This window comes from Priestia sp. VA7 (assembly GCF_055710015.1).
In genome coordinates this window covers 36,540-59,155 of sequence record NZ_JBVQPN010000012.1, presented here as the reverse complement: position 1 = coordinate 59,155, position 22,616 = coordinate 36,540, and the positions used below count along the sequence as shown (strand labels likewise).

Here is a 22,616-nt window from a genome sequence, read left to right as displayed (position 1 = left end):
CCGCCAGCGTTCATCCTGAGCCAGGATCAAACTCTCCGAAGAAATGTTTGACTTGCTCATTTAAAAATAAAAATTAACGTTGACGTTTGTCGCTTTGTTCAGTTTTCAAAGTTCAACCGCCGCTCTTGAGCGACTTTTTTATATTAACAAGTTGTCTTTTATTTGTCAACAACTTTTTAATATTTTATTTCTGATGAATTGCGATTGCTTCCCAATCACTCATCAGCGACATTTAATAATTTAACATTTGTACTATATAAAGTCAACACTTTTCAAAAAGTTTTTTTCGTTTTATCAAAAAATCTTATTTACTTCCCTGTTTTCACCGAATCTTAGCAAGATTTTTAAAAGGATTTGATACTTCTCTTGAATGTTTCGTTCAAGAACTACATGATTCAAACTTTGTTGAAAAGCAACGTTTGTTCTTTTCATTTCTTCTCTGAGCAGTGCTTCTAACTCTAAACACTCCAGTTGATTAAATAAACAAATTTTCATTGATTCACCTGCTTTTTGCGACATTGATTCTCAAAACATCAAAATAAAATCAGTCGTTCTTTTCCTTACCTGTTATTAATTGTAGACAAAACGCATACAAATTAGACAAGTACTACTTATTAAATGAGGTGACAAAATGAATATGTTTTATACTATTCGAGCCAAAAGAGTCAAACAAACAATGCTTATCGTAGTTGCTGCTTTTTTTACAAGCTTTTTTCTTTATGCTCAACAGACGTTTCACTTTCCTGTGTTTTCAACAGATAACGGTCCACGAGCTGTTTATAAGGCGGATGATAAAAATTCCGAAATCGCTCTTACATTTAACATCAGCTGGGGAGACGAAAGAGCTATTCCTATTCTAAATGAACTGAAAAAACAGCATATTGAACATGCTACTTTCTTTTTATCTGCTTCATGGGCTGAACGTCATCCAGATGTTGTAGAGCTCATTAAGAAAGACGGGCACGAAATTGGCACAATGGGCTATGACTATACTTCCTATACAAGCCTAAAACCTAATGAGATTAGACAGGATCTTGCAAAATCAAAGAAAGTCTTTGATTCTCTAGGCCTTAAAGATGTTCACCTTCTTCGTCCTCCTAACGGGCAATTTAATAAAGACATCTTAAAATTAACAGCAGATATAGGATATACTATTGTTCACTGGAGCATCGACTCTAAAGACTGGACAAATCCAGGAGTTGAAAAGATTGTATCGAATGTTACAAAGCCTTTAGACGGGGGAGATATTATCTTGCTGCACGCGTCTGACTCCGCTCAACAAACAGCAAAGGCTATTCCATATATCAAGAATTCATTACAAAATAAAAAAGTCTCAAACGTAAGTGTTTCAACATTAATTTCAAATTCAAAAACCCAAGTAAAAGATATCCGCTAAGATTTATTCGCACTGTATATGGAAAGCAAAAGCAGACAAATATGCTATTTGTCTGCTTTTGCTATTCTTGCGTGCGTAAGAAGTTTCGGCAAAATAAGAAGTTGATACATATTACAAATTAGAAGTGGAAACAACATAAGGTAAAGCCAGCTTTCTTCGTTCGTTCGCAGCGCTGGGAACCATTCAATTGTCGTTACAACAATCATAAAAAACAGCGCTGGTACAAAGGCCTCTTTATTTGTCTGCTTTTTCTTTGCATACGCCACTAACAACCCCACCGCTAACAAGAAAACGCTTAACAAAATATACTTGCCTATGCCTTCTCCCGGTTGTTGAAAGAACTTATAACGAAAATAAGCAAAGTCAAATAATACAAATAAAACAAATACAATTTGAACCGACTTCCAAAGTGATGCAGATTTAAAAATTCCTAATCCAAATCGGTGAATAGTTAAATATGCAAAAAACCCCATTTGGCTAATTAAACTAAAAATAAACCCTACGCCTACGAGCCATGTTAAAACAGCAACAATTTCTCCTATCTTTCCTTGTTGAAATAAGTGACCGTATTCCCCCCAGCGCACCGCAAACCCAACAAAAGCTGTACTTATACCCCCGACAGCTAACGTGGTTAGAAATAGACGAACCCAATTTCGACTATTCACTTCCATCTCCCCCATAAGTTACAAAATTGTACCTTTTCATAAATTGTACCAATCACGTTTTGAAAAATCTAGAGCTCTTTTATGAATAAAAAACCTTGATTATCTCATATTAAGCGTAAGCATATTAGGAAAGGAGCTCATTACTATGAAAAAGCGACTCATGCTCCTCATTTATATAGGAATGTGTATGCTTTTAGCTACAGCCTGTGCACCGCAAGATGAAGAGAACAATGGTATGGATTATGATCAAACAAAGAAAATGGTTGTTGATATTTTAAAAACAGATGAAGGAAAAAAAGCAGTCGAGGCAATTATGAAAGACCCTTCTGTTAGACAAGATATTTTAATGGATCAAAACGCGATAAAAGATACAATTTCTCAAACCCTAGTCTCAGATAAAGGCGTGGAATTTTGGAAAAAAGCCATGGATGATCCGAAGTTTGCTGAAAGCTTTGCTAAAAGTTTGGAAAAAGAAAATAAGACGGTCATCAAACAACTGATGAAAGATCCTGAATATCAAGGAATGCTTCAAGATGTTTTAAAGGATCCGGCTATGGAAAAAGAAGTACTGACTGTTTTAAAGAGTAAAGAATATCGCACTTATTTACAAAAGATTATGACCGAAACGTTTGATAGCCCTCTTTATCAATCTAAAATTCAAGACATTCTTTTGAAAGCCGCTGAAGAAACACAAGGTGGACAAAAACAAAGCAGCGACGATGATGGTTCTTCTTCCTCTGGATCTGATTCAGGCGGAGAACAGCAACAGCAGTGATTAAATACGCATCTCATATGAGGTGCGTATTTAATTATGTCATTTATTTTTATTAAAAAACCTAAATAACTTCTTTATATTTTTTAATACTTAGTATTTTTATTGGAATTGTAAAATTTAATTCTTAGCTTTATGGTAAAATATTAGAAATTAACACAATCGTTTTATAGCAAAAGGAGGGAATTCGATGGAATTTCGCGTTATTAAAACGTTTCAAACCATTGTTCGTTTAGGGAGTTTTCAATTAGCCGCTGAATATTTAAAGTACTCTCAGCCTACTATTACACTGCACATTCAAAAGTTGGAATCCGAACTAGGATTTAAGCTTTTAGAACGAGGAAAAAGCATAAAACTTACTGAAGCAGGTAAAATCTTTTACGAACGGGCAAATATTTTACTAAAGGAATATGAATATCTAAATAACACCTTAAAGGATTATTCAACAGGTGAAGCTGGCACTATCCGTATAGGTGCTGCAGAGCCTACAGCAAGCAGTCGACTGCCTTCCATTCTCTCATTATTTAAAAAAAGATATCCCAACACAGAAATTAGCTTACTCGTTGCAGACGAAAAGCATCTTCATCAACATATACGCAATCAAGAAATTGATTTCGCGATTGGCACTGTCTCAGAATCGTTCAGAGATATAGAATTTGAGGCATTACTAACGGAAAAACTTGTGCTGCTACTACCATTCAATCATGCTCTAACAAAAAGAAAAACAATCTTTGCAAAAGATTTAATACACGAAACGCTGATTACAGCTGGGCAATCTTCCGTTCAAAAGAAAATTGAGCAGCTAATCTTTGAACGAACAGGTCAACTGCCTGCTAAAGTCCAGTTAGGCACTATTAGCACACTTCAGCATTTTGTAAAAGAAAACTTAGGAGTAGCCGTTGTTCCACAAATAAGCGCAACTCTTCCCCCAGATCAAGTGGTGGTTAAAACGATTCATGACTTGCATGAGGGGCCTGCAATCGGCATTTTAAAGCACCAGTCTCACACCGTAAGTACAGCTGGAAAAACATTTTTAGCTCTCTTAAAACAAAACCTTGCATTTGATTTAAAAAAGGCGCAGATTGAACTCTCTGTATAATAGCAAAAAGCACGCGCTCGAACAGCGCGTGCTTTTTGTTATTTTCCTGTTGCTGATTTTTCATTTTCGCAAATAAATGCAATCTTGCTTGCAATCTCTCCATATATTTTACCTAAACGATGCGATTCATCGTAAATGGAAGGTGCAAAATCTTCTTCATTCCAGTCAGGCTGACTTAACGGAAGCTGTCCTAACAGCTCTGTCTGAAGTTCCTCAGCAAGTTTTGGACCTCCGCCTTTACCAAATACATACTCTTTTTCCCCTGTTAGCTGGCTTTCAAAGTAGGCCATATTTTCTACAACTCCAATTACCTCATGATCGGTTTTCAAAGCCATAGCACCCGCTCTAGCTGCAACAAATGCTGCTGTAGGATGTGGTGTTGTAATAATCACTTCTTTACAAGCAGGAAGCATAGAGTGAACGTCTAATGCGACATCACCTGTTCCGGGAGGTAAGTCTAGTAAAAGATAATCTAATTCTCCCCATTCAACTTCTGTAAAAAAGCTTGTCAACATTTTTCCAAGCATAGGTCCTCGCCAGATAACAGGTGAATTATCTTCTACAAAGAAGCCCATGGAAATAACTTTTACTCCGAAACGGTCAACTGGAATAATCTTTTCACCTTCTACTACAGGACGCTGTGTGATTCCCATCATATCTGGAACGCTGAATCCATAAATGTCAGCATCAATTAAACCAACTTTCTTTCCTAAACGAGCTAGAGAAACGGCCAAGTTAACAGAGACTGTTGATTTACCAACGCCTCCTTTACCGCTGGCAATAGCAATAAATTCAGGTGCATTCGGACTAGTTAGTAAGTTGCCAGTATTCGGTTGCTCAGCGCGGTACTGCTGAAGTTCTTCAGGCGTAAACTCAACAAATCGCAGTCCGACCGACTGTACACCTGCTTTTTTTAATTCTTCTACAATTGTGCCTTGAAGGCTCAGCTGTTCACTAGTGCCTGTTTTTGCAACAGCAATCTTCAGGCTTATATGCTGTTTTTCAGATTTAATTGTTATTTCTTTAATCGCATCTGTTTCTGATAGTTTTTTATTTAAAAATGGATCTGTAATTTCCCCTACTACTTCTTTTACTTGCTTTTCCGTTAGCATACTCCCACCACCATGTTAAAATCTATTTATTTATACTATCAAGTATATCATACATATTAGATTTTTCTGAATAGAAGGATGCTATGCTTTTTATTTAGGCTTTTCTCCAGTAAAATACCGGCTGACTCCTTCATAAATGGATTCAGCTAACTTTTTTTGATAGCGTTTCGATTGAAGCATTTTACGTTCTGTAGGATTTGATAAGAATCCTACTTCAACCAGAGCACCTGGTGGCTTAGAATGCTTAAGAAGGTAAAGAGTTTGAATAGCTTTTGCTTCACGACTCGTATTATCCAGATTATTTCTTAACTCTTGTTGAATGAGTTTAGCCACTTGCTCGTTTTCTTTTAGGGACCCGTAATAGAAAGTTTGAGCCCCTCTCCATGCAGAGGATGGAATAGCATTCAAGTGAATACTTAAGTACAAATCAGCATTGGATTTATTAATCATCGTTAAGCGATTTTTTAAGTCCTCTACTTTTCTGCGACTGTATCCTCTTGTGTCTTTGGCCGCTAGGTCTTCGTCTTTTTCTCTCGTCATAATAACAAGTGCTCCTTGCTCTTGCAGATAGTCCCGAAGCATCAACGAAATTTTAAGAGTTATTTCTTTTTCAAGCACTTCATCCTCTCCTACGGCTCCTCCATCAACACCGCCATGTCCAGGATCTAGTACAATAACTTTCCCGCTAAGAGGGAGTGAAAGCGAACCGGATGATGTTCTATGATCTATCTGATATTGTACAATGACAAAAAGAACGAGAAGCGCTATAATTGTGCTCATTATTTTTACTTTAGACATTTTATCCCTTCCCTTCTTGCCTCACCTATTTATTTCTATATGGGACAAGAACGGGAATTATGAGTACTTTTTAATGCAAACGTAACCGACGTCTTTTTTCTGCGGTACGATAACCTTCTTTCCACCAGTCTTGCACATATCCTTGACACAAATAATACAGACCGTCTTGATAAAGATCTGTTACAGACATGCTGACGGCTCCGTACAATGTATCAATTAAAAGAGACTCTTCTTGCTTACTGTGCTTCTGAAAGTCTTCGTAGCCTTTACCACGTTTACTCACCCGGGCACCTAATAAAAATGATTCGATGGCAATATCAAGACAGTACTCCTCCACATGTTCGTCTCCTAGCATATTCCACTGAAACATGGGATGAAAATAACGACGCAGCCTCTCTTGAAGCAAATCAAACGACAGTTCTCTTAGGACTTTGCGTTCATATTTCATTTCTTTTTCATAACGTTTTTCTTTTAAATATGTAACCTCGTTCACCATAACGCCTCCCTTTTTTACATATTGTCTGCACAAGCCTTCGTCTCATACGCAAACAACAAATAAAAAAAGCCTCGGTCCAAAGACCAAGGCTTGAAACGTAATATAAAATTAACGTTTTGAGAATTGTGGTGCACGACGAGCGCCTTTAAGACCGTATTTTTTACGTTCTTTCGCACGAGCGTCACGAGTTAATAGACCAGCACGTTTTAATGTTCCACGGTATTCAGGGTCTGCTTCTAATAAAGCACGAGAGATTCCGTGACGAATAGCGCCAGCTTGACCTGCATAACCTCCACCATTAACGTTTACAAATACGTCATAGTTACCTACAGTTTCAGTTAAAGCAAGTGGTTGTTTTACTACTTCACGTAGTGCAGCAAATGGAATGTATTCTTCGATTTCACGACCGTTGATTGTTACGCGACCGTTACCTGGTACTAAACGTACACGAGCAACAGAGCTTTTACGACGACCAGTTCCGTAATATTGTACCTGTGCCAAGATAATAACCTCCTCTTATTAATTATCCGCGAAGTTCGTAAACTTCTGGTTTTTGTGCTTCATGTGGATGTGCTTCACCAGCATACACATGTAATTTTTTAAACATTTGACGGCCTAGGCTACCTTTTGGAAGCATGCCTTTGATTCCTAATTCAAGCATTTTCTCAGAGTAGTTAGTACGCATTTCTAATGCTGTACGTTGTTTCAAACCACCTGGGTGCATGCTGTGACGGTAATAAATTTTATCAGTTAATTTCTTACCTGTTAGTTCGATTTTTGACGCATTGATAAGGATCACGTGATCACCAGTATCAACATGTGGTGTAAAAGTTGGTTTATGTTTACCGCGTAAGATTGATGCTACTTCACTTGCTAAACGACCTAAAGTTTTACCTTCAGCATCGACAACATACCATTTACGCTCTACTTCGTTTGCTTTCGCCATGAAAGTTGTACGCATGAGTTTCCCTCCTAATTTTCATCATCAATTATAAAATTATTTCAACCTTCTATTTCAACACGATTAATTTCCGGGGCTAACCGTGGGGTTAAAATACATACCATATGATATATTATATCTTTAAGCTACTAATGTCAAGAAAATGTTACACCAGGTTTAGTTGTCATAGAAAACGCGCCATAAATATAGTCCTTGCGAAGGCGCAGTTTTCCCTGCACGAGGACGTGATTTGCTTTCTAGAATATCTTTTATAGCATCTGGTTCAATACGGCCTTGTCCTACTTCTAAAAGCGTTCCAACAAGAATACGAACCATATTATACAGAAAGCCACTTCCAACGAATCTAAACACAAGCTGAATATTCTCTTCATACATATCAATCTTGTAAATCGTACGAATCTTATCTTCCACTTCTGTTCTCGCTGAACAAAAGCTTGTAAAGTCGTGTGTACCGAGTAAATATGTGATGGCTTTTTTCATTTTTGAGTAGTCTAATGGATAAGGGTAATGGTATGCATAAGAACGAGTGAAAGGATTTCGATCTTCGCCGCGCAAAATATGATAGCGATACTCTTTTGAAGTAACGTCATACCGGGCGTGAAAATGTGCATCAACTTCACATACATTCTTCATTACAATATCATCTGGTAGCATTGAATTCAATGCTTTTTTCCACTTATCACATGGAATATTTAGGTTTGTATCAAAATGAATGACTTGCCCCTGTGCATGAACATTTGTGTCCGTTCGTCCAGAGGCGTAAATCGGCACTTTTTTGTTATGCATTTTCTCTAAAACGGCTTCAATCTCCAGTTGAACAGTTCGCTTATTGGGCTGAACTTGATAACCTGAAAAGTGTGTGCCATCGTATGCAACTATACATTTTAAACGTTTCATCTTTTCACCAAACAATCTTTACGTTCTAATCAGCACTAAAACAACTGCTACTGCCAGCAGAAGTAAAAGCATAATTGTATCTATGCTTCCCCATTTCAATTGACGATACTTTGTACGCCCTTCTCCGCCTTTATAACCCCTTGCCTCCATGGCAATAGCCAGCTCTTCAGCACGCTTAAATGAACCTATAAATAGAGGAACAAGTAAAGGAACGACAGCTTTCAAACGATCCGTAACGGGACCGCTGCTAAAGTCCACCCCTCGTGCTGTCTGCGCTTTAATAATTTTATCTGTCTCTTCCATCAATGTAGGAATAAAGCGAAGAGAAATGGACATCATTAAAGCTAATTCGTGTACGGGAAGCTTAAGCTTTTTAAATGGATTCAGCAAGCTTTCCATTCCATCTGTTACTTCAATAGGCGTAGTCGTTAAAGTTAGCATCGTCGTAATTAAAATTAAGAACAAGAAGCGCAAGGAAATTAAAACACCTTGAATAAGGCCGCCTTTATAGACAGAAAACCATCCCCATTCAAACAAAAGAGGACCTTCCTTTGTCATAAAAATGTGCAATAGAAACGTGATGATAATAATAAACATAACGGGCTTTAACCCTCTTAAAATAAACGAAACGGGCACTTTACTCATGGCCACTATCATAAGGGTATACACACCTAAAAAAGCATAGCCAATAGGGTTATTTGCTAAAAACACAATTAATACATACGCAAATACGAGAAGCAGCTTGGCCCGAGGATCCATTCGATGGACAACCGAATGACCCGGCACATACTTACCAATAATGATTGAGTTCATCATAATCGTTCACCTTGCTGCATAAGGTGCTGCACTTTCTCTACCACCTCAGAAAAGGTAATAACCGTATCCGATGCTTCAAGCTGAAATTTCTCTTGCAGCTTCAGCATAAAGCGAAGCGATTCTGGAACATCCAATCCATATTCTTTTAACTGCTTGTACTGACCAAACACTTCTCTAGGTGACCCTTTCATCGCAATCGTTCCCTTATTCATCACAATTAGCTCATCAGCGTACATAGCTGCATCTTCCATGCTGTGAGTCACGAGAATCGTCGTCAAGCCTTTTTCTTTATGAAGACGATAAATCATATTCATAATTTCTTGACGCCCTCTAGGGTCCAATCCAGCAGTTGGCTCATCTAAAATTAGCACATTAGGATTCATAGCTAGAATACCTGCTATCGCTACGCGACGCATTTGTCCACCACTCAAATCAAAAGGAGATCTGGTCAGAATGTCTTCTGGCAGCCCTACTAACTTGATAAGCTCTCTTGCTTTTTGCTTTGCTTCTTCTTCCGAAACGCCATAATTCATTGGTCCAAAAGCTATATCTTTTTCTACCGTTTCTTCAAAAAGCTGATGTTCTGGAAATTGAAACACCACGCCTACTTGCTGACGAATAGCTTTTAAATTCTTTTCTTTTCGATTGGCTTTAATGGTGCGCTCACCGATTTGAATTTCACCAGCAGTTGGCTTCAATAAGGCATTCAGATGCTGTATGATTGTTGATTTCCCAGAACCAGTATGGCCAATAACAGCCAAAAATGTACCTGATTTAATGTTTAAATTTAAGTCATGTAGAGCAATTCGTTCAAATGGTGTATTAACTTGATAACGATGCTCTACTTCTTTGAATATAATGTCCATAGTTCGTCCACCAAGTCCTCATCTGTTAAATGAATTTTTGATAAAGGAATTCCTACGGAAGCAAAACGATGGCTTAGTTTAACGGAAAACGGCAAGTCTAGTCCAATATCCGTTAACTTGGAACCTAATGCAAATACTTCGCGTGGAGTACCTGTTGCATAGATCTTCCCTTTGTTCATCACAACGACTCTGTCAGCCATTGCTACTTCATCTAAATCGTGAGTAATTGAAATAACCGTCAGTTGTTTTTCTTCTTTTAATTTTCTAACAGTTTCAAGTACTTCAGTTCGCCCAATAGGATCTAACATGGATGTTGCTTCATCTAGAATGATGACAGATGGCTGTACGGCAATTATACCCGCAATGGCCACACGCTGTTTTTGTCCACCTGATAGCTGATGAGGCTCTTGATCCAGAAAAGCACTCATGTTGACCATTTCGATTGCTTCAGGTATACGTTTTTCCATAATCTCAAATGGAATCCCGTTGTTTTCAAGCCCAAACGCAATATCGTCTTGAACGGTTGAGCCAACAAATTGATTATCTGGATTTTGAAACACCATTCCAATCTGCTTGCGCACATCCCATATTGTTTCTTCAGATAAAAGAGTATCGCCCACTCGAACCGTTCCTTTTTCAGGTAGCAAAAGGCCGTTTAGAATTCGTGCCAGCGTCGACTTACCAGATCCATTATGTCCAGCTATCGCTAACCATTCACCTTTATAAGCAGAGAGAGAAAGGTGATCTAATGTTAGGTCTGCTTCAGGATCGTATCGAAAGCATAAATCTTTTACCTCTAAAGACATTTCTTTCAACGCTATCTTCCTCTCAGCTTTTTCTATTGCAGCATTGCCTACATTGGCTTTTTACACTATTTACCCGGTTTAAGGTATAAAAAAAGGGCAACGACTAGTTACACACTGTCTCGCCCTTTTCTATCTGTATTAAAAATATTAAACTAATTCAATGATAACCATTGGAGCACCGTCACCACGGCGAGGTCCAACTTTTAAGATACGAGTGTAACCGCCTTGGCGATCTTCGTAGCGAGTAGCGATATCGCTGAATAGTTTTTGTAAAGCGCTTTGACCAGCTTCTTCGTTAGCTACTTCATTACGGATGTAAGATGCAGCTTGACGACGAGCGTGTAGATCTCCACGTTTACCTAAAGTAATCATTTTTTCAACAGTTGAACGTAATTCTTTTGCACGAGCTTCAGTTGTCTCAATGCGTTCACTGATGATTAAATCAGTTGTTAAATCACGAAGAAGCGCCTTGCGTTGTGCGCTTGTACGACCTAATTTACGGTAAGACATGTGAGGTCCCCTCCTTTGTTAAGTAGTTAAACAGGTAGATATAATCAGTCGTCCTTACGTAGACCCAAACCTAATTCTTCAAGTTTAGCTTTAACTTCTTCTAAAGATTTACGGCCTAAGTTACGAACTTTCATCATATCTTCTTCTGTTTTATTAGCAAGCTCTTGTACAGTATTGATGCCTGCTCGTTTTAAGCAGTTGTAAGAACGAACAGATAAATCCAGTTCCTCGATCGTCATCTCTAGAACTTTTTCTTTCTGGTCTTCTTCTTTTTCTACCATGATCTCTGCTTTTTGAGCTTCATCTGTTAAGTTAACGAAGATATTTAAGTGTTCAGTTAGAATCTTTGCACCTAAAGCAACAGCTTTTTCTGGCTCGATGCTACCGTCAGTCCAAACATCCAACGTTAACTTATCGTAATTTGTCATTTGACCAACACGAGTATTCTCTACATAATACGATACGCGAGTAACAGGCGTATAGATTGAATCAATTGGAAGTACACCAATTGGTTGGTCTTCACGCTTGTTAGCATCGGCAGGATTATAACCTCGACCTGTGCGAGCAGTAAGTCTCATACGGAAATGAGCATCTGACTCAAGTGTTGCAATATGAAGATCTGGATTTAGAACTTCGATATCGCTGTCTGCTTGAATGTCAGCAGCCGTTACTGTACCAGGACCTTTAACATCGATCTCAAGTGTTTTCTCTTCATCAGAGTAAATCTTTAACGCTAACTTTTTAACGTTTAAAATGATGTTTGTTACATCTTCAACAACTCCAGGAACTGTTGAAAATTCATGTAATACACCTTCAATTTGAATAGATGTTACAGCTGCACCAGGGAGTGAGGATAATAGGATACGACGTAAGGAGTTACCCAAAGTAGTACCATATCCACGCTCAAGTGGTTCGACGACGAATTTACCGTACTTTCTATCATCGCTGATTTCTACCGTTTCGATTTTTGGCTTTTCAATCTCTATCAATATAAACCCTCCTTCAAAACGTCGAAACCTCGGCTAGACGGCTGATTTCTCAAATGCCTAACCGAAATTCCCTATTAGACAGTTCCCGAATGTGCACAACAAATGGAAAACATTTCGTTGCATGAATAAATTCTACACCATCATCATTATAGACAACGAAATAGAATCTATACATATTAATTATACACGACGACGTTTTGGTGGGCGGCATCCGTTGTGAGGTACAGGAGTAACATCTTTAATAGCTGTTACTTCTAAACCTGCAGCTTGAAGAGCACGGATAGCTGCTTCACGACCAGCACCAGGGCCTTTAACTGTAACTTCAAGAGTTTTCATTCCGTTATCCATAGAAACTTTAGCAGCAGTTTCAGCAGCCATTTGCGCAGCAAATGGAGTAGATTTACGAGAACCTCTGAAGCCAAGTGCGCCTGCACTAGACCAAGCAATCGCATTACCGTGAACATCTGTAATTGTTACAATAGTGTTGTTAAACGTTGAGCGAATATGAGCTACACCAGCTTCAATATTCTTTTTCACGCGACGTTTACGTGTATTAGTTTTACGTGCCATCTGTTAATGACCTCCCTTACTAATTATTTCTTCTTGTTCGCTACAGTACGGCGTGGGCCTTTACGTGTACGAGCATTGTTTTTACTGTTTTGACCACGAACTGGTAAACTACGACGGTGGCGGATACCACGGTATGAACCAATCTCAATTAAACGTTTGATGTTTAAAGAAACTTCACGACGAAGATCGCCTTCTACTTTATAGCTATCTAAAATATCACGAATTTTACCTAATTCTTCTTCTGTTAAGTCACGAACGCGAGTATCTTCAGAAACTCCAGCTTCAGCTAGAACTTTTTCAGCAGTTGGACGACCAATACCGAAAATGTATGTTAATGAAATTACTACACGCTTGTCACGAGGAATATCAACACCAGCAATACGTGCCATATGAATAGTGCACCTCCTTATTGATTAACCTTGTTTTTGTTTATGCTTAGGGTTTTCACAAATTACCATTACTTTACCTTTTCTACGGATAACTTTACATTTTTCGCAGATTGGTTTAACTGATGGTCTGACTTTCATGTTTCATACCTCCTTGATAGTACGGAGTGCATAGGTTTTATTTGAAACGGTACGTAATTCTACCGCGAGTTAAATCGTATGGTGACAATTCTACAGTTACTTTATCACCAGGTAAGATTCGAATGAAATGCATGCGAATTTTTCCTGATACGTGAGCAAGTACTGTATGACCATTTTCTAATTCTACCTTGAACATAGCGTTAGGTAAAGTTTCAGCAACTGTACCTTCAACTTCAATTACATCGTCTTTTGCCATTAAAGTGCTCTCCTTTCTTTGAAACAGTAACAAGCTATCATTAAACGACTTAAAAAGAACCTGTTCTGAACATCCGGAGATCGTAATCATTAAATTCAAGATGATTGACGCTAATATACATCTTTACCATTTTAACAGCAATTCAGACGAAAAACGATCATCGTGAATTTAGATAATTACTGTTTACTGTCCAGTGCATCTAGCGAGGAATGGATAGAGATAACATCCTTTAACATTACAATGCTGTCAGAATTTCATATCCCGTCTCAGTAATTGCAATAGTATGTTCGAAGTGCGCACACATTTTACCATCTACTGTGACAACTGTCCAGTTATCAGGTAATGTTTTTACATATCGCATACCAGCATTCACCATTGGCTCAACTGCCAATACCATGCCTGGACGTAGACGCGGTCCTTTATTCGGTGGACCATAATGAGGTACTTGCGGATCTTCATGTAAGTCTTTGCCGACCCCATGGCCAACATATTCTCTTACAATCGAAAAGTTACGTGATTCTGCGTACTGTTGAATAGCATGTGAAATATTCGACAAACGCTCACCCGGCTTAGCTTCTGCTAATCCCTTGTAGAGAGATTGCTCAGTCACATTAAGCAGCTCTTGATTTTCTAATGAAATCTTTCCTACTCCATATGTCCAAGCTGAATCACCGTGATAGCCACCGAATTTAGCTCCGATGTCTAAACTGATGATATCTCCTTCATTAAGCTTGCGTTCACCCGGAATACCATGAACTAATTCTTCATTCACAGAAGCACATACACTGCCGCGAAAACCATTATACCCTTTAAAAGACGGAATTGCATCATGTTGACGAATAAAATTTTCAGCAATTGCATCCAATTCTATAGTCGTAATACCTGGAGCGATATGCTTTTTTAACTCTTGATGAGTTAAAGCCACAATTCTTCCAGCTTCACGCATGACCTCAATTTCCTCTGGTGTCTTGCAAATGATCATTGCTTAACCCCAGCAAGTAATTGACGAACATCCTCAAACACAATGTTAATATCTTGATTACCATTAATATTGCGTAGATAACCTTTTTCTTGATAGAAATCAAGTAGAGGTTGAGATTGTTTAACATTAACTGAAAGTCTAGTTGAAACCGTCTCAGCATTGTCATCTGCACGTTGGTAAAGCTCTCCGCCACATTTGTCACAAACTCCTTCTTTCGCAGGAGGATTGAATACTAAGTGGTAAGTAGCTCCGCAATCTTTACAAATGCGGCGTCCAGTAAGACGCTCCATTAAAATGCTTTGATCTACATCAATATTAATCACATAATCAATTTGCTTGTTTAGTTCTTTTGTAATTGTTTCAAGAGCTTCTGCTTGGGCTACTGTTCTTGGGAAGCCATCAAGTAAAAAGCCGTTTTCACAATCTTGTTTGTTTAAACGCTCGCGCACAATTCCAATTGTTACTTCATCAGGAACAAGGTTACCTTGATCCATAAATGATTTAGCTTTTAAACCTAGTTGCGTTCCTTCTTTAATTGCAGCTCGGAACATATCTCCTGTTGAGATATGAGGGATATCGTAATGCTCAACGATTTTTTCTGCTTGAGTACCTTTCCCAGCACCAGGAAGGCCCATTAACACTAAATTCATTTCTTGCTTCCCCCTCAGTATCTTATCCGTTTAATGGGAAAGCAGCTTGCTTCCCACTAAACAGCTTTACTTAATAAATCCCTTATAATGGCGTTTCACTAATTGACTCTCAAGCTGTTTCATTGTCTCAAGAGCTACACCGACAACAATTAACAAACTAGTACCGCCGATCTGAGCAGATGATGGTAAGTTTGCAATTTTGATGAACAGAACCGGCAACACAGCAATTAACGCAAGGAATATCGAACCGATTAATGTCAGACGATATAACACTTTCGTTAAATAAGCTTGTGTGCTTTTACCAGGACGGATGCCTGGGATGTAGCCACCTTGCTTTTTCAAGTTCTCTGCTACTTGTTCAGGGTTAACTTGAACAAAAGTATAGAAGTAACAAAAAGCAATGATTAACGCTACATACACTATCATACCAATTGGCTTAGTATAGTCAAATGTATTCTGAATCCACGCCGTTACATCATTTGGACCGAAAAATGATGCAATTGTTGGTGGTGTAATAATAAATGAAACTGCAAAGATAACAGGAATAACCCCAGCTGCATTTACTTTTAACGGCAAATGAGTGGATTGACCTCCAACAGGATTACGACCAGCTGAACCCTTTGCATATTGAATAGGAATTTTTCGTAGCGCTTGTTGGAAGTAAATAACCCCAACAATAATAGCTAAAACTGCAATCGCAATTAAAACTACCGTTACGATACGAATGAATAATTGATCCCCAACGTCTTCAAATTGCTGTGCATAAATTTGATTTAATGTTGTCGGAATACCAGCTGCAATCCCAGCAAAGATAATGATAGAAATACCGTTACCTACGCCTTTTGCAGTAATCTGCTCTCCTAACCACATTAAGAAGGCAGTACCTGCCGTTAACACTGTAGCAATTAGAAGATACGTAGAAATTCCTGGATTAGCGATCAATTGTCCGCCCGAAATATTGTTGAATCCTATAGACATACCTAAAGCCTGGATAAATCCAAGCACAATTGTTCCATAACGAGTTACTTGAGCTAATTTACGGCGCCCAACATCTCCCTGCTTTGACCATTCTGTAAACTTAGGTACAACATCCATCTGTAATAATTGGACGATGATGGATGCTGTAATATAAGGCATAATGCCCATAGCAAGAATGGAGAAGTTTTTTAACGCGCCGCCGCCAAATGTATTCAGAACCCCGAATACATTTAACCCATCTTGCAATTTTAGTACATCCGTATTAACACTAGGTACAGGAATAAATGTACCAATTCGGAAGACAATTAACATTAACAAAGTGAAAAAGATTTTTTGTCTTATTTCACGCACGCGCATTAAATTGGAGATTGTTTGAAACATTAGATCACCTCAACTGTACCGCCAGCAGCTTCGATAGCTTCTTTAGCAGTTGAAGAGAATTTAGCAGCTTTAACAGTTAGCTTAGAGTTTAATGTACCGTTTCCTAGTACTTTAACGCCAGCTTTTGCTTTGCTTACTAAACCAGTTTCGATTAATAATTCTGGTGTTACTTCAGTTCCATCTTCAAAACGGTTAAGAGCTTCTAAATTAACGATCGCGTATTCTTTGCGATTGATATTAGTGAACCCACGTTTTGGAAGACGACGGAATAAAGGAGTTTGACCACCTTCGAAGCCAGGTCTTACGCCACCGCCAGAGCGAGCGTTTTGCCCTTTGTGACCTTTACCTGAAGTCTTTCCGTTACCTGAACCAGTACCACGACCTACACGGTTACGTACTTTACGTGAACCTTCAGCTGGTTTCAATTCATGAAGTTTCATTCCGGAGCACCTCCTTAGAGTGACAATTTATACTTATTGCTCTTTTACTGTAACAAGGTGAGCTACTTTGTTAATCATTCCGCGAATTGCAGGATTATCGTCTTGAACGACAGTTTGATTTAACTTACGTAGGCCAAGTGTACGAACAGTTACACGTTGATCTTCTGGACGACCAATTACGCTACGAGTAAGGGTAATTGCTAGTTTGTTTGCCATTCCATATCCCTCCCTTATCCTAACAGTTCTTCTACAGTCTTGCCACGTAGTTTTGCAACATCTTCAGCACGTTTTAGGTTAGCTAAACCGTTAAGAGTTGCACGTACCATGTTGATTGGAGTGTTTGAACCTAAAGATTTAGATAGAATATCACTTACTCCACCCAATTCTAGTACCGCACGAACTGGGCCACCAGCGATAACTCCTGTACCTTCAGAAGCAGGTTTTAAGAAAATTTGACCTGCACCAAATTGTCCAAGGATTTCGTGTGGAATAGTTGTACCAACCATAGGTACAGTAATTAAGTTTTTCTTCGCATCTTCAATTGCTTTACGGATTGCATCTGGTACCTCTTGTGCTTTACCAGTACCGAATCCAACGTGACCGTTTTTGTCACCAACTACAACTAATGCAGCGAAGCGGAAACGACGTCCACCTTTCACAACTTTAGCTACGCGGTTAACGGTAACAACACGTTCTTCAAGCTCTAATTTATTTGGATCAATACGACGCATGATTTTCCCTCCTTTTACAATTAGAATTGTAATCCAGCTTCACGAGCAGCGTCAGCTAATGCTTTAACACGGCCATGATATAAATAACCGCCACGGTCGAATACTACTTCGTTTACACCTTTTTCTACTGCGCGTTTAGCGACTAATTCGCCAACTTTGATAGCAGCTTCAGTGTTACCAGTGCTTTCTAAAGTCAGGTCTTTATCTAACGTTGAAGCACTTGCGATTGTTACTGAATTTAAATCGTCGATAACTTGTGCGTAAATATGTTGATTAGAACGGAACACGTTTAAACGCGGACGAGTTGCAGTTCCAGATAACTTCGCACGAACACGAGCATGTCTTTTTTTACGAACTTTGTTTTTATCAAGCTTCGTGATCATTTCGGGCACTCCTTTCTTTTACCTAACCGGCATTACTTCTTAGCAGTTTTACCTTCTTTACGACGTACATATTCGCCTTCGTAACGAATACCTTTACCTTTGTAAGGCTCTGGTGGACGAACGTCACGAATATTTGCAGCTAATGCACCTACGCGTTCTTTATCAATACCTTTAATAACGATCTTAGTTTGAGAAGGAACTTCGATTTCGATTCCTGTTTCAGGAGTAATCTCAACTGGGTGAGAGTATCCAACGCTCAATACTAATTTGCTACCAGATTTTTGTGCACGGTAACCTACACCGACTAATTCTAAACCACGTTCGAATCCTTTAGTAACACCTTCAACCATGTTACCTAAAAGGCTACGAGTAGTTCCGTGAAGAGCGCGGTGCTCTTTATTGTCACTAGGACGATTAACAACTAATACGTTGTCTTCAACTTTAATTTCGATTTCAGGGTGGAATGTACGAGTTAATTCACCCTTTGGTCCTTTTACAGTTACAGTGTTGCTCTCGTTCGTAACTGTAACACCTGCTGGAAGTTCTAAAGGCTTTTTACCAACACGTGACATAGTTACACCTCCATTCACATTTAAAACTTATTACCAAACGTACGCTAATACTTCTCCACCAGTTTGCTTTTGACGAGCTTCTTTGTCAGTTAAAACACCTTGAGAAGTAGAAACGATTGCGATACCTAAACCGTTAAGTACACGTGGTACTTCGTTATTTTTTGCATAAACACGTAGACCAGGTTTACTGATACGTTTTAAGCCTGTAATTACACGTTCGTTATTTGAACCGTATTTTAAGAAGATACGGATAATACCTTGTTTGTTGTCTTCGATGTATTCTACATCACGTACGAAACCCTCACGCTTAAGGATTTCTGCAATTTGCTTCTTAATGTTAGAAGCAGGAACTTCAATTTTCTCATGACGAACCATGTTCGCATTGCGGATACGAGTTAGTAAATCTGCAATAGGATCAGTCATTACCATATTAATTTACCTCCTTCCCAAACTTGGGTTTTACCAACTAGCTTTTTTAACACCAGGAATTTGACCTTTATAAGCAAGCTCACGGAAACAAATACGGCAAAGCTTGAATTTACGTAGTACTGAGTGTGGACGTCCACAACGTTCGCAACGTGTATACTCTTGTACTTGGAATTTTTGCTGGCGTTTTTGCTTCGCAATCATTGATTTTTTAGCCACATTTTCGCCTCCTCTGCTTAACGTTGGCAGTTATTACTTCTGGAATGGCATACCGAACTGAGTTAAAAGCTCACGAGCTTCTTCATCAGTGTTTGCTGTTGTAACAATAACGATATCCATACCACGAACTTTAGTTACTTTATCATAATCGATCTCTGGGAAGATCAATTGTTCTTTAACACCTAACGTGTAGTTTCCACGACCATCAAATGCTTTTTTAGATACACCACGGAAATCGCGCACACGTGGAAGTGATACTGATACTAGTTTATCGAAGAATTCGTACATACGCTCGCCGCGTAAAGTAACTTTCGCACCGATTGGCATACCTTCACGAAGACGGAAACCAGCGATAGATTTTTTCGCACGAGTTACAACAGGTTTTTGACCAGTGATTTCAGCTAGTTCTTCAACAGCGTTATCTAAAGCTTTTGAGTTAGAAACAGCATCACCGATACCCATGTTGATTACGATCTTGTCGATTTTTGGCACTTGCATTACAGATTCATAATTAAACTTGCTAACTAGAGCAGGAGTAATCTCTTTTGTAAATTTCTCTTTAAGACGGTTCATGTGAACTAAACCTCCCTTCACATTTCATTAATTATTTATCTAAAGTTTCACCAGATTTTTTTGCTACACGTACCTTTTTGCCATCGATAACTTGGTACCCAACACGAGTTGGCTCACCAGATTTAGGATCCAACGGCATTACGTTTGATACGTGGATAGGTGCCTCTTGGCTAACGATTCCACCTTGTGGATTTACTTGAGAAGGTTTAGAGTGTTTTTTCACAACGTTCACACCTTCAACAAGTACACGGTCTTTCTTTGGGAAAGCTGCAAGTACTTCACCTTGCTTACCTTTGTCTTTACCAGAGATAACCACTACTTTGTCGCCCTTTTTAACATGCATCCTATTCGCACCTCCTTAAAAGGCATTTTGTATTTGTTCTATATATCAATTAGATAACTTCTGGAGCTAATGATACGATCTTCATGAAGTTGTTATCACGTAATTCACGAGCAACTGGTCCGAAGATACGAGTACCACGTGGTCCTTTGTCGTCACGGATGATTACGCAAGCATTTTCGTCGAAACGGATGTAAGAACCGTCAGTACGGCGAACACCACTTTTTGTACGTACAACAACAGCTTTAACAACGTCACCTTTTTTAACAACGCCTCCTGGTGTTGCTTGTTTCACCGTACAAACGATAACATCACCAATGTTTGCTGTCTTACGACCTGAACCACCAAGTACTTTAATAGTAAGTACCTCACGTGCACCAGAGTTGTCTGCAACTTTTAAACGAGATTCTTGTTGAATCATGTACGAAACCTCCCTTCGGATGAATCATTCTTATCCGATCTATCTTAACTATTAGATGATAACAGCTTTTTCTACAACTTCTACTAGACGGAAACGTTTAGTAGCTGATAACGGACGAGTTTCCATGATCTTCACGATATCGCCTAGTTGAGCTGTATTGTTTTCATCGTGAGCTTTGAATTTCTTTGAGTATTTTACACGCTTGCCATAAAGCGAATGCTTTTTGTAAGTTTCAACAAGAACAGTAACAGTCTTATCCATTTTGTCAGAAACTACGCGGCCAGTGTAAACTTTACGTTGGTTGCGTTCACTCATTCTGAAAGCCTCCTCTCAGACTTAATTATTTATTAGCAGCAATCTCTCTTTCACGAACTACAGTTTTCATACGAGCGATCGATTTGCGCACTTCGCGAATACGAGTAGTATTCTCTAATTGTCCAGTCGCTAATTGGAAACGAAGGTTAAACAACTCTTCTTTTAAAGCCTTAACTTTTTGTTCAATTTCAGCAGTGGTAAGGTCACGAATTTCATTAGCTTTCATTAGAATCACCACCAATTTCTTCACGTTTTACAAACTTACATTTTACAGGTAGCTTGTGTGCAGCTAAACGTAAAGCTTCACGTGCAACCTCTTCAGATACACCTGAAATTTCAAACATTACTTTTCCAGGTTTAACAACTGCTACCCAACCTTCAGGAGCACCTTTACCAGAACCCATTCGGACTTCTAGAGGCTTAGCAGTATAAGGTTTAGAAGGGAAAATTTTAATCCATACTTTACCGCCACGTTTCATGTAACGAGTCATTGCGATACGAGCAGCTTCGATTTGACGGTTTGTAATCCAAGAAGCTTCAGTAGCTTGTAAACCGAATTCACCGAAATGTACTTCCGTACCACCTTTAGCGCGTCCACGCATTTTTCCGCGGTGTTCGCGACGATATTTAACGCGTTTTGGTAATAACATAATTATTTTCCTCCTTCCTCAGTTTTCTTTTTAGTAGGAAGAACCTCTCCACGATAGATCCATACTTTCACACCAAGTTTACCATAAGTAGTATCTGCTTCAGCGTGAGCATAGTCAATATCAGCGCGAAGTGTATGAAGTGGAACTGTACCTTCACTGTAATATTCAGAACGAGCGATATCTGCTCCGCCTAAACGACCAGATACCATTGTTTTGATACCTTGTGCGCCAGCACGCATGCTACGTTGGATAGCTTGCTTTTGAGCACGACGGAATGATACACGGTTCTCAAGTTGGCGAGCGATGTTTTCAGCTACTAGTTTAGCATCTAAATCTGCTCGTTTAATTTCAAGGATGTTAATGTGTACACGCTTGCCTGTTAATTGGTTAAGAGCTTTACGAAGTGATTCTACTTCAGTACCACCTTTACCAATTACCATACCAGGTTTTGCAGTGTGGATCGTTACGTTTAAGCGGTTAGCAGCGCGTTCGATTTCAACTTTAGAAACAGCTGCATCGTTTAAACGTTTAGCGATATATTCACGTACTTTTAAGTCTTCATGTAATAAGTCAGCGTAGTCTTTGCCAGCGAACCATCTTGATTCCCAATCACGGATGACACCGACGCGAAGACCGACCGGATTTACCTTTTGACCCATGAATTATCCCTCCTTCTTTTCTGATACCACGATTGTGATGTGGCTTGTGCGCTTGTTAATTTGGCTTGCACGTCCCATAGCGCGTGGACGGAAACGTTTTAAAGTTGGACCTTCGTTAACAAAAGCGTCAGTAATAACTAAATTGTTAGCGTCCATTTCATAATTGTGTTCTGCATTGGCAATAGCAGATTTTAATACTTTCTCAACGACTGGAGAAGCAGCCTTTGGCGTGTGAAGTAGCACTGCTAGCGCTTCACCCACTTGCTTACCTCGAATTAAATCTACAACTAAACGAACTTTACGAGGAGCAATACGTACTGTTCTCGCGACAGCTTTAGCTTGCATTTAAAAGCCTCCTCT

38 protein-coding genes are annotated in these 22,616 nt (G+C 39.0%); 3 read left to right on the top strand and 35 right to left on the bottom strand.

Annotated features, from left to right (window positions below; all coding sequences use genetic code 11):
* Positions 1-294: 294 nt before the first annotated feature.
* A complete protein-coding gene (locus tag AC0C45_RS27450; protein WP_016762731.1) occupies positions 295-495 on the bottom strand; it encodes a hypothetical protein in 201 nt (66 codons plus the stop codon).
* 136 nt (positions 496-631) lie between these two features.
* On the opposite strand from AC0C45_RS27450, the gene pdaB reads away from it, so the two are divergent.
* Positions 632-1,396, top strand: a complete 765-nt coding sequence (gene pdaB, locus AC0C45_RS27445) for a polysaccharide deacetylase family sporulation protein PdaB (RefSeq protein ID WP_171777789.1) — start codon at positions 632-634, stop codon at positions 1,394-1,396.
* Positions 1,397-1,440: 44 nt separating this feature from the next.
* On the opposite strand, the gene AC0C45_RS27440 is transcribed toward pdaB, so the two are convergent.
* Entirely contained in the window at positions 1,441-2,061 is a 621-nt protein-coding gene (locus AC0C45_RS27440) for a KinB-signaling pathway activation protein (RefSeq protein ID WP_472929114.1), read from the bottom strand.
* A gap of 145 nt (positions 2,062-2,206) precedes the next feature.
* On the opposite strand from AC0C45_RS27440, the gene gerD reads away from it, so the two are divergent.
* Complete coding sequence (gene gerD, locus AC0C45_RS27435; RefSeq protein ID WP_171777790.1) at positions 2,207-2,836, top strand: spore germination lipoprotein GerD; 630 nt, start codon at positions 2,207-2,209, stop codon at positions 2,834-2,836.
* A 187-nt stretch (positions 2,837-3,023) separates the two neighbouring features.
* A complete protein-coding gene (locus tag AC0C45_RS27430; RefSeq protein ID WP_013081385.1) occupies positions 3,024-3,932 on the top strand; it encodes a LysR family transcriptional regulator in 909 nt (302 codons plus the stop codon).
* 38 nt (positions 3,933-3,970) lie between these two features.
* On the opposite strand, the gene AC0C45_RS27425 is transcribed toward AC0C45_RS27430, so the two are convergent.
* The 33 genes from AC0C45_RS27425 to rplV all read right to left on the bottom strand — a co-directional run bounded on the left by AC0C45_RS27425 (position 3,971) and on the right by rplV (position 22,601).
* Positions 3,971-5,044, bottom strand: a complete 1,074-nt coding sequence (locus AC0C45_RS27425) for an Mrp/NBP35 family ATP-binding protein (protein ID WP_047932542.1) — start codon at positions 5,042-5,044, stop codon at positions 3,971-3,973.
* A gap of 90 nt (positions 5,045-5,134) precedes the next feature.
* A complete protein-coding gene (gene cwlD, locus AC0C45_RS27420; RefSeq protein ID WP_034654901.1) occupies positions 5,135-5,842 on the bottom strand; it encodes an N-acetylmuramoyl-L-alanine amidase CwlD in 708 nt (235 codons plus the stop codon).
* A gap of 70 nt (positions 5,843-5,912) precedes the next feature.
* Positions 5,913-6,338, bottom strand: coding sequence for a DUF2521 family protein (locus tag AC0C45_RS27415; protein WP_013081382.1), 426 nt, complete (start codon positions 6,336-6,338; stop codon positions 5,913-5,915).
* A 108-nt stretch (positions 6,339-6,446) separates the two neighbouring features.
* Positions 6,447-6,839, bottom strand: coding sequence for a 30S ribosomal protein S9 (gene rpsI, locus AC0C45_RS27410; protein ID WP_013054959.1), 393 nt, complete (start codon positions 6,837-6,839; stop codon positions 6,447-6,449).
* A gap of 22 nt (positions 6,840-6,861) precedes the next feature.
* Positions 6,862-7,299, bottom strand: a complete 438-nt coding sequence (gene rplM, locus AC0C45_RS27405; RefSeq protein ID WP_013081381.1) for a 50S ribosomal protein L13 — start codon at positions 7,297-7,299, stop codon at positions 6,862-6,864.
* Between the two features lie 156 nt (positions 7,300-7,455).
* A complete protein-coding gene (truA, locus tag AC0C45_RS27400) occupies positions 7,456-8,196 on the bottom strand; it encodes a tRNA pseudouridine(38-40) synthase TruA (RefSeq protein WP_472929112.1) in 741 nt (246 codons plus the stop codon).
* Positions 8,197-8,214: 18 nt separating this feature from the next.
* Complete coding sequence (locus AC0C45_RS27395) at positions 8,215-9,012, bottom strand: energy-coupling factor transporter transmembrane component T family protein (protein WP_016762726.1); 798 nt, start codon at positions 9,010-9,012, stop codon at positions 8,215-8,217.
* On the bottom strand, positions 9,009-9,878 hold the full coding sequence (locus AC0C45_RS27390; protein ID WP_472929111.1) for an energy-coupling factor ABC transporter ATP-binding protein: 870 nt from the start codon (positions 9,876-9,878) through the stop codon (positions 9,009-9,011). The genes AC0C45_RS27395 and AC0C45_RS27390 overlap by 4 nt, the downstream gene beginning before the upstream one ends.
* A complete protein-coding gene (locus AC0C45_RS27385; protein WP_013054954.1) occupies positions 9,854-10,693 on the bottom strand; it encodes an energy-coupling factor ABC transporter ATP-binding protein in 840 nt (279 codons plus the stop codon). The genes AC0C45_RS27390 and AC0C45_RS27385 overlap by 25 nt, the downstream gene beginning before the upstream one ends.
* 138 nt (positions 10,694-10,831) lie before the next feature.
* On the bottom strand, positions 10,832-11,194 hold the full coding sequence (gene rplQ, locus AC0C45_RS27380; RefSeq protein ID WP_013054953.1) for a 50S ribosomal protein L17: 363 nt from the start codon (positions 11,192-11,194) through the stop codon (positions 10,832-10,834).
* A gap of 44 nt (positions 11,195-11,238) precedes the next feature.
* A complete protein-coding gene (locus tag AC0C45_RS27375; RefSeq protein ID WP_013054952.1) occupies positions 11,239-12,183 on the bottom strand; it encodes a DNA-directed RNA polymerase subunit alpha in 945 nt (314 codons plus the stop codon).
* Between the two features lie 180 nt (positions 12,184-12,363).
* Positions 12,364-12,753 carry a 30S ribosomal protein S11 gene (rpsK, locus tag AC0C45_RS27370; protein WP_013054951.1) on the bottom strand — a complete coding sequence of 130 codons (390 nt, stop codon included), beginning with the start codon at positions 12,751-12,753 and terminating at the stop codon, positions 12,364-12,366.
* Positions 12,754-12,776: 23 nt separating this feature from the next.
* Complete coding sequence (gene rpsM / locus AC0C45_RS27365; RefSeq protein WP_013054950.1) at positions 12,777-13,142, bottom strand: 30S ribosomal protein S13; 366 nt, start codon at positions 13,140-13,142, stop codon at positions 12,777-12,779.
* A 24-nt stretch (positions 13,143-13,166) separates the two neighbouring features.
* Complete coding sequence (gene rpmJ, locus AC0C45_RS27360; RefSeq protein WP_003156543.1) at positions 13,167-13,280, bottom strand: 50S ribosomal protein L36; 114 nt, start codon at positions 13,278-13,280, stop codon at positions 13,167-13,169.
* A gap of 37 nt (positions 13,281-13,317) precedes the next feature.
* Positions 13,318-13,536 (bottom strand): translation initiation factor IF-1, encoded by a 219-nt coding sequence (gene infA, locus AC0C45_RS27355; RefSeq protein WP_010285101.1) that lies wholly within the window; start codon positions 13,534-13,536, stop codon positions 13,318-13,320.
* A gap of 235 nt (positions 13,537-13,771) precedes the next feature.
* Complete coding sequence (gene map / locus AC0C45_RS27350) at positions 13,772-14,518, bottom strand: type I methionyl aminopeptidase (protein WP_016762725.1); 747 nt, start codon at positions 14,516-14,518, stop codon at positions 13,772-13,774.
* Entirely contained in the window at positions 14,515-15,168 is a 654-nt protein-coding gene (locus AC0C45_RS27345) for an adenylate kinase (RefSeq protein WP_013054948.1), read from the bottom strand. The genes map and AC0C45_RS27345 overlap by 4 nt, the downstream gene beginning before the upstream one ends.
* 66 nt (positions 15,169-15,234) lie before the next feature.
* A complete protein-coding gene (gene secY / locus AC0C45_RS27340) occupies positions 15,235-16,527 on the bottom strand; it encodes a preprotein translocase subunit SecY (protein ID WP_013081376.1) in 1,293 nt (430 codons plus the stop codon).
* Positions 16,527-16,967: a 50S ribosomal protein L15 gene (gene rplO / locus AC0C45_RS27335; RefSeq protein ID WP_013054946.1), complete on the bottom strand. Its 441-nt coding sequence runs from the start codon at positions 16,965-16,967 to the stop codon at positions 16,527-16,529. Before rplO ends, secY begins: the two co-directional genes overlap by 1 nt.
* Before the next feature lie 33 nt (positions 16,968-17,000).
* Positions 17,001-17,183, bottom strand: coding sequence for a 50S ribosomal protein L30 (gene rpmD / locus AC0C45_RS27330; protein WP_013054945.1), 183 nt, complete (start codon positions 17,181-17,183; stop codon positions 17,001-17,003).
* Between the two features lie 14 nt (positions 17,184-17,197).
* Complete coding sequence (gene rpsE, locus AC0C45_RS27325; protein ID WP_013054944.1) at positions 17,198-17,698, bottom strand: 30S ribosomal protein S5; 501 nt, start codon at positions 17,696-17,698, stop codon at positions 17,198-17,200.
* A gap of 20 nt (positions 17,699-17,718) precedes the next feature.
* The gene (gene rplR / locus AC0C45_RS27320; RefSeq protein ID WP_013054943.1) at positions 17,719-18,081 is read right to left on the bottom strand and encodes a 50S ribosomal protein L18; all 363 of its coding nucleotides are present in this window, start codon (positions 18,079-18,081) and stop codon (positions 17,719-17,721) included.
* 32 nt (positions 18,082-18,113) lie between these two features.
* Positions 18,114-18,653, bottom strand: coding sequence for a 50S ribosomal protein L6 (rplF, locus tag AC0C45_RS27315; protein ID WP_013054942.1), 540 nt, complete (start codon positions 18,651-18,653; stop codon positions 18,114-18,116).
* 30 nt (positions 18,654-18,683) lie between these two features.
* Positions 18,684-19,082, bottom strand: a complete 399-nt coding sequence (gene rpsH, locus AC0C45_RS27310) for a 30S ribosomal protein S8 (RefSeq protein WP_013081375.1) — start codon at positions 19,080-19,082, stop codon at positions 18,684-18,686.
* 30 nt (positions 19,083-19,112) lie between these two features.
* Positions 19,113-19,298: a type Z 30S ribosomal protein S14 gene (locus AC0C45_RS27305; protein ID WP_013054940.1), complete on the bottom strand. Its 186-nt coding sequence runs from the start codon at positions 19,296-19,298 to the stop codon at positions 19,113-19,115.
* A gap of 33 nt (positions 19,299-19,331) precedes the next feature.
* The gene (rplE, locus tag AC0C45_RS27300; protein ID WP_013054939.1) at positions 19,332-19,871 is read right to left on the bottom strand and encodes a 50S ribosomal protein L5; all 540 of its coding nucleotides are present in this window, start codon (positions 19,869-19,871) and stop codon (positions 19,332-19,334) included.
* A 31-nt stretch (positions 19,872-19,902) separates the two neighbouring features.
* On the bottom strand, positions 19,903-20,214 hold the full coding sequence (gene rplX / locus AC0C45_RS27295; protein ID WP_013054938.1) for a 50S ribosomal protein L24: 312 nt from the start codon (positions 20,212-20,214) through the stop codon (positions 19,903-19,905).
* 49 nt (positions 20,215-20,263) lie between these two features.
* Positions 20,264-20,632 carry a 50S ribosomal protein L14 gene (gene rplN / locus AC0C45_RS27290; protein WP_013054937.1) on the bottom strand — a complete coding sequence of 123 codons (369 nt, stop codon included), beginning with the start codon at positions 20,630-20,632 and terminating at the stop codon, positions 20,264-20,266.
* A 51-nt stretch (positions 20,633-20,683) separates the two neighbouring features.
* On the bottom strand, positions 20,684-20,947 hold the full coding sequence (rpsQ, locus tag AC0C45_RS27285; protein ID WP_013054936.1) for a 30S ribosomal protein S17: 264 nt from the start codon (positions 20,945-20,947) through the stop codon (positions 20,684-20,686).
* 25 nt (positions 20,948-20,972) lie between these two features.
* Entirely contained in the window at positions 20,973-21,173 is a 201-nt protein-coding gene (rpmC, locus tag AC0C45_RS27280; protein WP_013054935.1) for a 50S ribosomal protein L29, read from the bottom strand.
* Entirely contained in the window at positions 21,163-21,597 is a 435-nt protein-coding gene (gene rplP / locus AC0C45_RS27275; RefSeq protein ID WP_013054934.1) for a 50S ribosomal protein L16, read from the bottom strand. The genes rpmC and rplP overlap by 11 nt, the downstream gene beginning before the upstream one ends.
* A gap of 2 nt (positions 21,598-21,599) precedes the next feature.
* Positions 21,600-22,256 carry a 30S ribosomal protein S3 gene (gene rpsC, locus AC0C45_RS27270; protein ID WP_013054933.1) on the bottom strand — a complete coding sequence of 219 codons (657 nt, stop codon included), beginning with the start codon at positions 22,254-22,256 and terminating at the stop codon, positions 21,600-21,602.
* A gap of 3 nt (positions 22,257-22,259) precedes the next feature.
* Positions 22,260-22,601, bottom strand: a complete 342-nt coding sequence (gene rplV / locus AC0C45_RS27265) for a 50S ribosomal protein L22 (RefSeq protein ID WP_013054932.1) — start codon at positions 22,599-22,601, stop codon at positions 22,260-22,262.
* Positions 22,602-22,616 lie beyond the last annotated feature (15 nt).